12 protein-coding genes are annotated in these 14368 nt (G+C 58.1%); 6 read left to right on the top strand and 6 right to left on the bottom strand.

Features of this window, described 5'->3' with window-relative positions; all coding sequences use genetic code 11:
- The first annotated feature begins 107 nt into the window (after positions 1-107).
- The gene (locus tag IE089_RS00545; RefSeq protein WP_189474203.1) at positions 108-350 is read left to right on the top strand and encodes a hypothetical protein; all 243 of its coding nucleotides are present in this window, start codon (positions 108-110) and stop codon (positions 348-350) included.
- 46 nt (positions 351-396) lie between these two features.
- Here IE089_RS00545 and IE089_RS00540 read toward each other — a convergent pair whose 3' ends face one another.
- Positions 397-2190, bottom strand: a complete 1794-nt coding sequence (locus IE089_RS00540) for an arylsulfatase (RefSeq protein ID WP_189474201.1) — start codon at positions 2188-2190, stop codon at positions 397-399.
- Position 2191: 1 nt separating this feature from the next.
- Positions 2192-2566 (bottom strand): hypothetical protein, encoded by a 375-nt coding sequence (locus IE089_RS00535; protein WP_189474199.1) that lies wholly within the window; start codon positions 2564-2566, stop codon positions 2192-2194.
- A 486-nt stretch (positions 2567-3052) separates the two neighbouring features.
- On the opposite strand from IE089_RS00535, the gene IE089_RS00530 reads away from it, so the two are divergent.
- Positions 3053-5476: a PEP/pyruvate-binding domain-containing protein gene (locus IE089_RS00530; RefSeq protein WP_189474198.1), complete on the top strand. Its 2424-nt coding sequence runs from the start codon at positions 3053-3055 to the stop codon at positions 5474-5476.
- A gap of 46 nt (positions 5477-5522) precedes the next feature.
- Here the strand turns inward: IE089_RS00530 and IE089_RS00525 are convergent, their stop codons facing one another.
- From IE089_RS00525 to IE089_RS00515, 3 genes are read right to left on the bottom strand one after another with little or no spacing between them, the layout of a single operon-like run.
- Positions 5523-7196: a sulfatase gene (locus IE089_RS00525; protein ID WP_189474196.1), complete on the bottom strand. Its 1674-nt coding sequence runs from the start codon at positions 7194-7196 to the stop codon at positions 5523-5525.
- A gap of 26 nt (positions 7197-7222) precedes the next feature.
- Positions 7223-7840 (bottom strand): TetR/AcrR family transcriptional regulator, encoded by a 618-nt coding sequence (locus tag IE089_RS00520; RefSeq protein WP_308428811.1) that lies wholly within the window; start codon positions 7838-7840, stop codon positions 7223-7225.
- 44 nt (positions 7841-7884) lie between these two features.
- Positions 7885-8511: a hypothetical protein gene (locus tag IE089_RS00515; RefSeq protein ID WP_189474194.1), complete on the bottom strand. Its 627-nt coding sequence runs from the start codon at positions 8509-8511 to the stop codon at positions 7885-7887.
- 195 nt (positions 8512-8706) lie between these two features.
- Between IE089_RS00515 and IE089_RS00510 the strand changes: the two genes are divergently transcribed.
- Together IE089_RS00510 and nagA are read left to right on the top strand one after the other, a co-directional pair.
- The gene (locus IE089_RS00510; protein WP_189474192.1) at positions 8707-9348 is read left to right on the top strand and encodes a glutathione S-transferase family protein; all 642 of its coding nucleotides are present in this window, start codon (positions 8707-8709) and stop codon (positions 9346-9348) included.
- A gap of 85 nt (positions 9349-9433) precedes the next feature.
- Positions 9434-10582 (top strand): N-acetylglucosamine-6-phosphate deacetylase, encoded by a 1149-nt coding sequence (nagA, locus tag IE089_RS00505; protein WP_189474190.1) that lies wholly within the window; start codon positions 9434-9436, stop codon positions 10580-10582.
- 49 nt (positions 10583-10631) lie between these two features.
- On the opposite strand, the gene IE089_RS00500 is transcribed toward nagA, so the two are convergent.
- Entirely contained in the window at positions 10632-11843 is a 1212-nt protein-coding gene (locus IE089_RS00500) for a YncE family protein (RefSeq protein ID WP_189474188.1), read from the bottom strand.
- A gap of 113 nt (positions 11844-11956) precedes the next feature.
- Here IE089_RS00500 and IE089_RS00495 point away from each other — a divergent pair, with 113 nt between their 5' ends.
- Together IE089_RS00495 and IE089_RS00490 are read left to right on the top strand one after the other, a co-directional pair.
- Positions 11957-12898: a GIY-YIG nuclease family protein gene (locus IE089_RS00495; protein WP_189474186.1), complete on the top strand. Its 942-nt coding sequence runs from the start codon at positions 11957-11959 to the stop codon at positions 12896-12898.
- A gap of 3 nt (positions 12899-12901) precedes the next feature.
- Positions 12902-14368 carry an FAD-binding domain-containing protein gene (locus IE089_RS00490; protein WP_189474183.1) on the top strand — a complete coding sequence of 489 codons (1467 nt, stop codon included), beginning with the start codon at positions 12902-12904 and terminating at the stop codon, positions 14366-14368.

Below are 14368 nucleotides of genomic sequence, written 5' to 3'. Positions count from 1 at the left end.
GCTTTCATTACTTCGTCACTAATATCGGGCTCGATAGCGAGTTCTACATTCTTGCCGTGGTATAGGGAAACGGCATCAGCATACTGACGCTGCCCAAACCCATATCCGTGCAGATGCTGATCAACACGGTGGCCAATACTGGCCTCACCGCCCCGCTACTGGTGCTGTCGTTTACGCTACTTGGGCTGTTGCTGCCGGCCAGCTTGTTTCAGGCCATGCGCATTCACATGCTGGACAGGTTTCGCCAACTACTCTCGGCGCAACGCCAGGTACAAGTTGCCAGGGCGATAGGTTTGATAGAGGAGCAGCGATTGCAGCCGTCATCGCCTTTGAACGTGGTGCCAACGTAGAGCGCGGACAGATTTCGTAGCGGTGGTCTAGCTATAAGCAGCTGCGTCAGAGCCTGCGTCGATAAGTCACCCACAGTGGAATCAGCAACAACACCAACAGCAGGCCAACCAGAATGGGCTCTCGCAGGCGCCCATGCAATGTGTTGATAATCAGCTGACCGGTGTGCGTGTACCCCGCTGGCGGCGCCAGCACTTTGTTCTCAATGGCGTAGTTCGCGTAAGACTGCTTCATCGCTTCAAACCTTCGTGGTTCGCGCTGCGACAGGTCCTCGGTTTCACCGGGGTCATCAGCCAGGTTGAACAGTCGCCAGACACCGTCGCCCACCGGCGGACGGTTGCGCACTAACTTGTAATCGCCCTGAAACAGTGCAGCGTGTCCTGCAAGCTCATATCCAACGGCATCCTCAGGCCCATAGACCCGATCCGCAGCGCCCGTCAGCAGCGGCATTAACGATCGGCCTGACATCGGCTCAATGGGGCGCCCGGCAAAGCGCTGGCCGGGTGCTGCAACACCCGCATAAGACAGCAGCGTGGGGGTAATATCGGTCACGAAAGTGAAGGCGCGATCAATTTCGCCAGCCACAACGCCCGGGCCCGCAACAATCAGCGGCACCCGCATTCCGCCCTCTCCCGCATAAAATTTGTAATAGGCCAATGGACTGGCCACTGCACTCGCAAAACTGGGACTGATGGTGTTGTAGCTGCCCTTTAGCCCCAGGGTCTCGTAGTCCGTGTTGTAATCCATACTCGCCAGCAGACGCTGATTGATCGGCGCATTTTGCCGAGGCGGCCCACTCGCCTCGGCGCCATTGTCCGAGGTAAATACCACCAGGGTGTTCTCCAGTCTGCCTTGCAGCTCGAGGTACTTCAGCAAACGCCCCAAATGGAAATCCATGGCCTCGACCATGGCCGCATACACGGCCATACGCTTGGCCTCGTAGCGCTGCTGTTCGGCAGTTAGGGAAGACCAGTCATCCGTGGTGCTCATCGTCACCATGGCCGTGTGTTCAGGCACAATGCCCAACGCTGACGCGCGCTCCAGACGCTGCTGGCGCAGCACATCCCAACCGCCGTCGTAAACGCCCATGTATCGATCAATGAATGACTGGGGCGCCTGAACCGGGATGTGTACCGCCTGAAACGGCAGGTAGGCAAAAAACGGCTTGCCGTCATCCAGATTGCTGTCGATAAACTCGATGGTCTTGTCTACGAGAAATCGCGATGAGTAGAAGTCCTGCGGCAGATCGAATGGCTTGCCATCGGCATACCAGTTGGCTTTGTCGTAAATTGGCAGATAGGGCTTCTGCTCCCAGTTGTCTGCCCCCGAGTCAGCCAGTGCCACCGTGCGCATGAACCCGCGTGCGCTGGGCAATTTGCCCGGCCCCGTTCCCAAATGCCATTTGCCGGCCATGTACGTGTTAAAACCCGCGTTCTCCAACAACGACGCCACGGTCACAACGTTGTTGCCCAGCACGCCCTGGTAATGATCAAAGCGCATCTGCTCTGGCGCTAGCATCTCAGGAATATTGGGCACGCCCGCTAGATGGGCATCAACCCCGGTTAACAGCATGGCACGCGCAGGCGCACAATTGGCCGCCGTATGGTAGTTGGTGAAACGCACGCCCTGCTCTGCCAGCCTGTCCAAGGTGGGGGTACTGATCTCACTGCCATAGGCGCCGAGATCACTGAACCCGAGATCGTCCGCTAGCACCAACAGGATGTTAGGGCGATTGACCCCTTCATCACTCTGGGCTTGGGCTGCAGTCTGCGCCCATGCCAGCCACAGTGCACAGAGCCAGACGATGCCGCGCGCCGGCTTAGATATGAGCGCTGGAAGCATCTCAGGCTGCCTCAGCCAGACGGCGGGATGCCAGGAACAACAAGGCAGCGACGATCACTTCAATAGCGATCTGCGGTGCCAGTGCGGCATCATGAAACAGCCAGGCCAGTACACGGCCCAGTGCTGCAAAACCCAGCAGCATGATCGGCGGGTAGAACCAGATCCGTTGCCGGCTGAGAAGCGCCAGCAACATACTCAAACCCAAAGTCAGGAAGAACGCCGAGAGATCACCAATCTGTGTGGAGAGGCCCAGACCACTGTCCAGCGCCATACCGAACTCAACGGCTACACCCTCGGGTGCCACCAGCCAGCGCAGGCCCAGGGTTAAGAAAAGTATGGCAGGCAGGGCTAGCAGCACCGTCAAAATTTTGTTCATCGATAAACCCTCTTTGCTAACTGCAGTTATCGTCAGAGAATGACCAAGACTTCGCTGCCGCCGACGTTGCGGTGCATGGCAATTCACCTGCAACGCCGCTTATGGCCAGGTACGTTTCCACCGGCAACAGGCGCAATCACATCCATTGCCGGCATCACAATATGGCATTGATTGTGCCATATTACAGCCCGGTAGGACACAGGCTAGACCCTGCTCCGTTGCAGCATCAAGGGAACGAAGGATTCTGATAGTTCAGCGTACATAGCGCAGCCCTCCCTCGTCTCCCAGCTAGTGAGAGCGAGGTACTACTTGTCGGTGCATAACAGCACCAGTGCAGTGGTGATACTGAAATAGCAGTCCACCGACCACTAATCGCATCGCTGCCTTGAGCAAAAATCAACCGCTGACTTATAGTCCTTGGACTTGGTTACTGGCCTGCTCAGCAGGCTGTACACCACACTCTTGGACACGGGATACAGTGATTGCGTGAACGATTCCACGATGAGCGAAACGGCGGTAGCGCCTAGCACCGACGCACCTGCGGCAGAGCTACTGCAGCTGGCCGACATTCAGGATGCCTCCGCCGGCGGGAAGGCCTATGGCCTGTCACGCCTGGTCACCATGGGCCTGACAGTGCCACCCGCCTTCGTTATTCGCGGTGCACGTATTGACGCGCACCCAGACGAACTGCAGAGCGCGTGGCAAGCACTGGGCGATAAGCCGGTAGCGGTACGCTCCTCTGCCCTGGGCGAAGACAGTGCCGATGACTCCTTCGCCGGTCAGTATGACACCGTGCTGAATGTAACCGGGCTTAGCGAATTGCACGCGGCTATCAATGCCTGCGTTGCCTCGCTGGATAGTCAGCGCGCCAAGGACTACGTGCAGCGTTCCGGCGATGAGGCGCGGTACATGAATGTCGTTGTGCAGCAAATGGTGGATGCGGCTGTTGCTGGCGTGGTGTTCACCGCCGACCCAGTCAGTGCCAGACGCGACCTACTGGTCATAGATGCCGTGGCAGGACTGGGTGAGGCATTGGTAAGTGGTGAGGCCACACCAGACCACTTTGTGGTAAACACCTCAGGCACAGTCGATGAGCACGCACTCACAGGCGACCAGCCATTGTTAACTGACGCGCAAATTGCACAGATCGCGCGTGAAGCGCGTCAGGCAGAGACTCACGAAGGCCAGCCCCTAGACCTCGAGTGGGCAATCGATGCCGACGGCCAACTGTTCTGGCTGCAGGCTCGCCCTATTACCACCTTACCCGCAGACCTCAACGAATTTGATACACCGCTGCCGCGACCAGACGACGTGCTCACGATTAGCAACGTGAGCGAAATGATGCCGGGGGCCGTTTCACCGCTAACGGGGTCTTTAACGGGGTGGAGTATCGATTATGGCCTGCAACACATGCAGGTAACCGTGGGCGCACGGGAATCTATCAGTCCCGAATGGCAAGTGACGGCCTGGGGCTTCGGCCACCTATTCCTTAACCTGACCGGCAATATCGTAATGAGTGCCGGGGTACTGGGGAGCACCCCCGAGCAAACTGCTCAAACGCTGTGTGGCAGACCGGTGCCTGAGCTGAAAGCACTACCGTCGCAACCGAAGTGGCGTCAGTTAATCAATACCGTCAAGCTGCTTCACTACGCGCTATCGGCGCCCAAGGTTGTCGACAAGTTTGACGACGAAGTCGCCGCCTTTGAGATTGCACCCAAGCAGACAGCACAGGCGCTGGTGCGCGAACTGCAAGACAAAGCCAGTTTCTATGAACATGCGATGGCCGTGCACATTCAGTCCTCCGCCCTGTCCGGCTTTCTTTCGGCCATTGTTGAGAACATGGTCGCGGCCAAGTCTAACGCCGCGACAGCGCAGGAGCAGGCGGAAGCCATGCGGCTTCTTGCCGGGGCCAGCGGCGTAGAAAGTGCCGACATGGTCGTACAGCTCGACAAGCTCATGGACCATCTTGCCACCGTACCGGACGCCCAGCAGTACTTCTGTGAGGCGAACCCCGGCGACGCACTCTCTTGGGTGCAATCTGCGCCGGCCGTGAGTGAGGCATTTTCCAACTTCCTGGCGCAGCATGGCCATAGAGGCTATCGCGAGCTGTGTATGCGAGATCCGGCCTGGCGCGAAGATCCCATCCCACTGATCCAGAGCATGCAGGCAGGTACGAGGGCGCGCATCGGCGGTGCGGACACCCACAGCGCCAGTCACCAACCAATAGATACGCAGCAACTGTCGCGCGGTCTGCGGTGGATACTGCCAAAGGCTCACAACGCTGTGCGGCGCCGGGAGCACACCAAGTCGCACCTGGTGACCGTGGCACATCACTTCAAGATCGCATTCCAACAGCTGGGCCAGTTGATGTTCGCAGAAGATATACTGCCGGATGCCGACCTCGTCTATTTTTTCGCATTCGATGAGTTACCCGATGTGGTTGCATCACCGTCTGCGGCGAACACCGCACTTGCGGAAAAACGTCGAGAGGCTCTGGCCTTTCAACAGCGCTTCGAGTTTCCAGAGATTAGCGTGGGCGCGTCGCAGCCCTTGGGCGCGCCCAAGGTCAGCAGTGATGATGGGAAGATTTTAGGCCGCCCTGCATCCAATGGCGTTGTTGAAGGCACTGCACGCGTTGCCCACACCCTGGCAGAGGCAGCGGCGCTGCAGCCCGGGGAGATTCTGGTCACCCCAATCACCGATATCGGCTGGACACCCTACTTCAGCATGATCGCCGGGCTGGTTACCGACCTGGGCAGCGCGGTGTCACACGGTGCGGTAATCGCCAGGGAATATGGCCTGCCCTGCGTTGTGAACAGCCGTGTAGGCACCAAAGTGATTCAATCTGGCGACCGCGTGCGGTTGGACGGTAACAGCGGCCTCGTTGAGATAATCCCAGCACCCACCTAGCACGGGTCACACCGTGGCGGGATTAACCGCACGAACTATCCCACGATTAGTTTGGCGAGTAGATGTACTCGTCTCCGTCTTCGAAGGGCTCCGCCAGCGTCTTATCAATCGCCACCGCGGCTTCAATCGCAGCAGGGTACAGTGGTGGACGCGCGTTCGCGCGATGCGCATCGAGCAGGGCCATCAGCTCAGCCAGCTTCTCCGGCCGGGATTCCGCCAGGTTCACTTGCTCTGTGGGATCCTCAGCCAGATTGAATAACCACTGCTTATCCGGGCGAGCTGCCACCTGCAGCTTCCAGTCTTTATGACGGACTACGCGGTAATGACCGCTCTCCCAGAACAGGGTATCTCTGTCCCAAGCCGCCGCAGCCTCATCGGAACTTGCCAGCGGAATCACGTTGCGCCCGTCGATCGCTACGCCCTCAGGCAGCGCGGCACCCGCCGCGCCCGCTAGTGTGGGCATTACGTCAATGTGCGCCACCGGCACCTCAGACACCGTGCCGGCGGGGATCTTCGCTGGCCATTTCACAAGCATGGGCACCCGAAGGCCACCCTCAAACTGGGTGATCTTCCAGCCCCGGAACGGCTTATTCACCTCGGGCAAGCCGATGTAACCGGCGCCACCGTTGTCACTGGTGAATACCACAATGGTGTTGTCAGCAATTCCGTTGGCTTCCAATGCCGCCATCACACGACCCACGCTGCGGTCTACAGCGCGAACCATTCCCGCGTACACGCGAGCGCGGTGTGGCTGAATATCGCCTACCGCCTCGTAGTCCTCACGAGTGGCCTGCAACGGCGTGTGAGGACCCCAATGGGCCAGATACAGGAAGAAGGGCCGGTTTTTATTGGCCTCAATGATTTTGATGGATTCGTCTGTCCAATAATCCGTCAGATATCCACTGGGCCTGAATCGGTCCTCGTCGCCGCTATTGAAAGATGCGGCATATACCATTCGCGCCCACAGAAACTGATCAATAGGGTCAAAATCCAGCTTGGCATTCACGACATCGGGGTCGTCCTCAGGGAGATAAAGCCCGCTGGCCATCAACAGACTCTGGTCGAAACCCTGTTCGTGGGGTGCCATACCGTTTTGTCTGCCGAGATGCCATTTGCCCACGTGGAAGGTGGCGTAGCCCTGATCACCCAGTACTTCGGCAATAGTCACTTCTTCCGGTGGCAAACCCTGCTGCTCATAGGGCGGTTTACTGGCATCCAGCTCGGCGTCGTAATACGCGGGGGGCAGACTTCTATCCAGGCTCTCGCCAATTCGCTGCACCATGGAACCCATGCCGCCGGGCATAGGCGTAAACGCAAACCCCGTGCGCGTTGGGTACCGCCCGGTCATCATCATCGCTCGGGAGGGTGCACAGGTGCTGGCACCCGAGTAGGACTGCGAGAACACTGCGCCCTGGGCGGCTAGCTGATCGATATGTGGTGTCTGCAAGGATCCACCCACACCGCCACCAAAGGTAGAGATATCGTTGTAGCCCAAGTCATCAGCAACAATGAGCACGATGTTGGGGGAGCGTTCGCTGCTGGGAAGCTCAGCGACCTCGGGGCCCGCGTTCCACACAAGCTCGCGCTCAGGGCCAATCGGATATTCAGTGGCTGACCGGTACTTCAAGGCAGCTAACATCAGGGGGATCTGGTTGTTGTAGGCAAGGATGCCAGCGGCAAACACCATCACCACCAACACAAGGCCAACTTTCTTCAGCATTGTTGTCTCCCTTCTTCCGGGCTGCGTTAATCGGCAGGAATAACTTCGCTCAGCAGGTCGACAATGATGTCTATCGCCGCATTGCGTGGGAGATTCTGGAACTCGCGCAGGCGGTGCCACATCTCGAAAGACGCAATGGCATCGACGGCCTCGCGCTTCGATTTGGGTAGCGCTCTTAGCTCTGGCAACCAGTCATCAAGGTCTTTGCGCAACAAGCGGCAATTGCGTGCATAGTTTTCGCGAAGTACCGCGTAGCGCCACATTTGGGCATGAGTGCCGAGAATAATGGCCCTGAGATCCTGGTACGCATCGGCGTGTCGTTCAACCGCATGGCGAATCCTTTCAGCCAAACTGCCTTCCCTGTCGCCGCCGGCAAACAGTGCCTCGTAATCGGCGCGCGCGTATTCATCGACTGCAACGAACATCGCTTCCATGTCTTCGAAGTGTCGGAAGAAGGACCGGATACCGACCCCGGCCCGGTCGGCGATCTGTTGGGCAGTGGGAACGATGGTCCCCTCGCGCTGCAGAGTCAGTCCCGCTTCAATGATGGCTGTGCGACTGCGCTCACTGCGTAGTCGTCGTCCGTCCACTTGCTCATCTTTTGCATCACTGGCCATATTCTCATCCCTTATTGGCGTTTTCACCGCACTCACCCTGCGTTGAACAGCGCTCGAACACGGAGCGGGTGTTAAATAGTCTCGGCATCTGAAGGCACATCCACGGGACCCTGGAAACTACGCATGCCCTGCGAACGCATCCAGAAGTAGGCCTTGGTCGGTGTCGGCAGCTGCAATACCCAAGGGGTTACCAGCTTTATCTCGCGCAATGTCGCGCCTTCCGGCAACACGAGCTCACCGTCGTGATCAGGGACACCTACCACTTCGACGAAGCTGCCTTCCGGCGTATCCATCAGCACGACCTTACGCTCCACCTCAAAACCAATAATATGTGTCTTATCAACTGCTGCTGTGAGCGCCTCATCCGGGCCGGCTGCGGGCTGAATATCACCCGGTCGTGCAACATTCAGGAAGTCGAGCCCGTTGATCACCATGGTATTCACATCACCGAGAGTCTGGCCGGGAGACGCTGCGAAGCCGGCCACATCCATCGCCGCCATGCCAGAGCCACTGACAATGAATCCCTCCGGCAATGCCAGCGCTTCGAGATCAGCACGGGTAGCGGGCTGCAGAGACATCCACACCTGTGCGGTCGCCGCCTCCATCACTTCAATGTAATTGTCGCGCTCACCGCGTACGGCCAATCCATTTCCCGCCAGTGTGCTGTTCAATTTTTCAGTAATGGCTGCTGATGCCACGCAAAAGCTCCTCAGTGCAACTGAAGCCACGGCTTCAGCAAAATATGACAGTAATTATGCCAGTATATGCTACATTAGAATCTGTACAAGCCCTTAGGGCCTCGCGGCACTCGCTTCGACACTGAGGCACCAAACAGGACGAGGTCTGCAGAACGGCAGCACATCGAGTTCAGTTAGAGAAAAAGGATAAGACATATGATTAAAGTACACGGCGTGCACGGCTCCCCGTTCGTAAGACGCGTTCTGGTTACGCTGGAAATGAAGGGACTGGGCTATGAAATCGTGCACCAGATGCCCTTCTCCGGTGATAAGGAGTACCTGAAGATCAACCCACTGGGCAAGGTACCCACGCTGGACGACGACGGCCTTATTTTGGGCGACTCAAAGGTCATCTGTCAGTACCTGGACGATGCCTATCCTGAGCTGGCCCTATACCCCGCTGACGTAAAAGCCAAAGGGATGGCGCGCTGGTATGAAGACCTTGGTTGCGGCCGTATCGCCGAGATGGCCGCAGGGATCTTTTTCCAACGATTCATGCGTCCCATGGCATTTAATCAGGAGCCCGATGAAGAACTGGTAGAGCGCATTATCACCAAGCAAATTCCCCCCATGTTGGACTACCTGGAAAGTCATTCACCTGAAGAAGGCTTCATCTTCGGCGACGTTAGCCAAGCCGATCTCGCATTGGTCAGCCCCTTTGTGAATGCAGCCTATGCGGGCTACACCGTGGACGCGGATAACTGGCCCCGGTTCGCAGCCTTACAAGAACGCGTTAAGACGCTGCCGGCCGTGTCCGCCATACTGGAACAGGAAGCCAAGGCGCTAGGCATGAAATAAGTCCGGATAATCTGCGACTGACTTACTCCCGACGCGGCGCGGTGCTATAACGCATGCAAGCCACTGTCACAGAGGAAGGCAAAACATGTATATCGCCGCACCCCAAATATTCGATGGCGAATACTTTCACATAGGCATGGCCCTGCATGTTGAGGGCGACAGCGTTTGTGACATCCTGCCCGCGGACGAGGTCCCTGCGGGAGAAGAATGCCTTACTTTTGAAAACGGCACCTTGGCACCGGGGCTGATCGATCTGCAGGTGAACGGAGGTGGGGGCGTGCTGCTCAACGAATCGCCATGCACGGATAGCATCAGCACCATTGTCGCTGCCCATCGGCAATGCGGCACAACCTCCCTGATGCCTACACTCATCAGCGATACCTCCGACACTGCACGGCTTGCCGTGACCGCGGTCAGTCAAATGATCGAAAAAGGCGAGTCTGCCGTGCTGGGCATCCATCTTGAAGGCCCATTTTTCAACCCACATAAGCGCGGCATTCACTCGCAAACCATGCTGCGCGGCATGGATGAAGATGATATCGCGTGGATTGAAACCCTGTCCCCGCTTAAAGTGCTGCTCACCCTGGCGCCGGAAACTTGCAAGCCCGAGCACATCACTCGCCTCTCTGCGGCCGGCATCCGAATTTGCGCTGGCCATACCGACGCCAGCTTCGAAGAGATGCTTGCTGCGTTTGATGGGGGCGTTGTAGGCGTTACCCACTTGTACAACGCTATGGGCGCCCTGCAGTCGCGCGCGCCAGGCGCCGTTGGCGCCGCGCTTCTGCACCCGGACAGTTGGGCAGGCATCATCGCTGATGGACACCACGTGCACCCGGCCGCCATCGCCCTCGCTCACCGCATGAAGCCATCAGGCAAGCTGATATTGGTCTCGGATTCAATGAGCACGGTGGGCAGTCCTCAACAATCCTTTACGCTTAATGGACGGACCATTCGTCTGGAACAGGGAAAACTGACAGACAGCGAAGGCACACTGGCAGGCAGCGCGATCAGTTTGCTGGAAGCGGTGCAATACGCGCACGAAGTAGTCGGCCTGGCACTGGATGAGTGTCTGCGCATGGCGTCGCTGTATCCGGCGGCCTGCCTCGCACTAGAGGACCGGCTGGGTAAACTCGCGCCGGGTTACCGTGCCGACCTGATGTTGTTCGATGATGACTACACGGTCACCGACACATGGCTGGCTGGTGAGCACCAATCACACACGAACTCGCTCTGATGTCGCTCTCGTGATCGGGATATCCCTCTAGTCTGTCTTTAGCCACTATTTAGTCACGCGCCAGCGAGTCGAGTACCGCTTTGGGCACCTTGCCTATGGTCACGTGCTTTGGCCCGCGGCCCGCTGGCAAGCGCGCCACCTCCATGCCCTCAACTAGCGCAATCAGTGATACGTCGTCACTGCGGTTGTTTGCCAACACACAGAGAGTATCGGTGCTATCGATCGCAGCCCATGACGGTGCATCTCCGGTTGGCACAGCGCTGCGCAAGGTCAGTGACTCGGCATCGACTAAGGCCGCATAATCGGAGGCTCGGCCCGCCAGGCACAATGTGCTCTCATCGCCCGACAGAGCCAATCCGTGGTGAGGCGACTCAAAGTCCCAGTCAGCTTCGGTGACTCCCTCAGCAACCGGCAACGCAAGCTCATGCAACAACTCTCGCTGCGCAAGGCTATAGACAACAACGCTGTGCTCATTGGAAAGCTGGGCGTATACCCTGCCTTCATATGCCGTTACCGCAAAAGGTCGCACACCCGCCCTGAACCGGTGCTTCGCCAAGGTTTGAAAACCATCTGCATCCACCACGGACACCAGGTAGGCTTCGGGATCGTTTCCTCTTTCGGCCAAATGCGCTGTCATATCGCCCAGACTTGCGACATAGATTTTGTCGCCAGTGGGATTTTCATGGATATCGTGGGGCCAGCTCCCACCGGGAAAATCGCCAATGTGTTTGCCGGTATGCGCGTCAAGCACATCAACCACGTTACCGCTGGAGATCAGCGCAGACACATATAGCCGCTTGCCATCGGCCGAGACGGCCATGTGATCAGCGCGCAGGCCACTGATGGGGGTGCGCCAAAGAACATCACCGGTCGCGATTTCCATCGCGATCACATCACCGAGAAAACCACGGGACACATACACCACAGCACCGTCCGGCGAGAGATCCGTATCCTGTGCATAGTTCTTACCCCCGCTGCGCTCCACCAAAGGCTGCAGGGCCCACTGCAAGGGATCCCTGAAAACACCCGGGCGGATGCCATCAGCAATCACATTGCGCTCGCCCAGCACTTGCCGACTGGCCAAGTTGATGAAGGTCAGGTTGCCACCAACGGCGTTGGCGACGATGGCCACTTCTACCGAGGGGCCGACGACCAGTTCCGGTCGCGACAAGGCTGTCGTTCCAAACTGTGCCTCGCGGTAAGTGCCTAGCAGCACCAGGACTAAAACGATAATCGCTACCACGCTGAAGCTTGTTTTCATTTTCGCCCCCAGGCCTTTCAGGCACGCTAATGCGCCCGATCAGCGGTTAGTTCGCCTACGACACAACCTGTACACCGCTGTGCAGCGTCACTGATCTGACAGATCATACCGTCATGACTGACGAGCAGACAGAACCGACCATTACCGTTTGTGATAGACGGGTAGCCTCCGTGCCAGACTGCTGCGGTGTTTACCGGTTCTTCAGTGATACGGAGGTACTGCTGTACGTAGGCAAGAGCGTGAGTATGGAGTCGCGTATCCGCGAGCATCTTCGCTCCGGACGCATCCCCAGCCGTAAGCAGCGCATGATGCGCCAGGTGGCACGCATCGACTGCACCCCCACCGTCGGCGAGATGGCAGCGCTCCTAACTGAGAACCACGCGATAAAGATGGAAGTCCCACTCTACAACCGCCGGCAGCGCGTACGGCGCACGCTGCTCACGATTGAGCTGCAGCCTGACGGCGAGGGGTTTTTGCAGCCATTAGCAACGGATTTTATCGCCCGCGGCGAGCGCAGCAGAGACTGCTTTGGTCTCTACCACAACAAGCGCCATGTAGAGTCGACGCTTAGACGACTCGCCCGCGACCATGGCCTGTGCCTGCTGGTGCTTGGGCTGGACAAAAGTCGTGCGCCCTGCTTCCAGTTCCAGATCGGACGGTGCGACGGCGCCTGTGTCGGCGAGGAGTCGCCGGAGGCACATAATCAGCGATTGCTGAGTTTGCTTGAAAGCGAACAAATTCTTGCGTGGCCGTTTTCGGGGCCCGTTGTGATAGTAGAAAACGGCGTCGACATCAACGGCAAGCCCGCCTGCAGTTATTGCCTGATAGATCATTGGCTGTTTCGCGGCTGCTACGCCACCGCCGCTGCCGCTCGCAGGGCAGCAGAGTCAGGGCTCACCGACACCGCACCCGAGGACCGCAATACCAATACCGCGGCATACTTTGATCGCGACGCCTACCGACTGATACTTCAAGCCATGAACCGCGCCGACTGCCGTATTGAGCACGTGGAGGACAACACGCCTGTCGCCTACCCCTTTGCCAGAGCATCCTGATACGTGTCGATCAACGTTGTCTGGTTTAAGCGCGACCTGCGACTGCAGGATCATGCGCCGCTGGCGGCGGCCGCGCAGGACGGCAAGCCGACACTGTTGCTCTATATCTTTGAGCCTGCGTTACTCGGTGACGCGCATTACCGGGATCGGCATTGGCGCTTTGTCTGGCAGAGCCTGGAGGACATGCGCGAGAAGCTGGCAGCCTTCAACCTGCCGCTAGTGATATGCCGCGGTGACGCGGTAGAGATTCTTCGCACGCTGCACGAGTCTCTCACCATCAACGCGCTCTTGAGCCACGAGGAAACCGGCCTGGACATTACCTTTGCCCGCGACCGGCATGTCGCTCAATGGTGCGATACACAGCAAGTTCGCTGGCGGGAGTTTCCAACTAACGGCGTACTTCGTGGCCTGAGAACACGTAAAGGCTGGAACCGGCAATGGCATCAGACGATGTCGGCGCCTCAGGCGACGGTAGATTTATCGCAGCTGCGCGCCATGGGCGCAGAGACACTGGCACTATCACCCTTCGTTTTAAGAGAGCCACCGGCAAAATGGCGGACACAGAGCGCGCCGTTTCAGGCGGGTGGTGAATGCATTGCCCAGGCAACCCTGGATAGCTTCCTGAGCAACCGGGCCAGCCATTACGCCACACATATCTCCAAGCCTGAGGCGAGTCGCCAGAGCTGTTCCCGCCTCTCCCCCTACATCGCTTGGGGGAATCTCAGCATCAGGCAGGTCTACCAAGCGCTTCTACAGCGGCAGGCGCTGGGGGTATGGCCTCGGGCCTTATCGGCGTTCGAGTCGAGACTGCACTGGCATTGTCATTTTATACAAAAGTTTGAAATGGAGTGCCGTATGGAGTTTGAAGACATCAACCGCGGCTATCTGGCACACTCCCGCGGGCGTGAGGCAGAGCTTTTGGACGCCTGGAAAACGGGCCACACGGGTTACCCACTGATTGACGCCTCCATGCGATGCCTTCGAGCTACCGGCTACGTAAACTTTCGGTCACGCGCCATGCTGGTCTCGTTCCTCTGTCACCACCTGTGGCAGGACTGGCGCACCGGTGCCGCGTATCTCGGCTCATTATTCCTAGACTTCGAGCCAGGCATTCACTACGCACAAATGCAGATGCAAGCAGGCGTAACCGGCATCAATACCATCCGCATTTACAATCCGGTAAAGCAATCACAGGAACACGACGCCAACGCAGTGTTTATCAAGCGCTGGTGTCCGGAGTTGGAGGAACTGCCCACACCCATTGTTCACACGCCATGGGCACTCACGCCCATGGAGCAGCAGATGTACGCGGTGGACTACCCAAACTGCATTGTGGACACCCAGCAGAGTTACCGGCAGGCGCGTGACAAGCTCTGGGCGTTAAGGGCTGACAAAAAGGTACTGGCCGAGAAACAGCGTATTCTGGCGCGTCACATCGAACGCAGGGTTATTGAGGCCGCCGACGAGTGA

The organism is Parahalioglobus pacificus (assembly GCF_014652275.1).
GTDB classification, from domain to species: Bacteria; Pseudomonadota; Gammaproteobacteria; order Pseudomonadales; family Halieaceae; genus Parahalioglobus; species Parahalioglobus pacificus.
The sequence above is the reverse complement of the archived record's forward strand: the minus strand, read 5'-3'. Positions and strand labels throughout refer to the sequence as shown.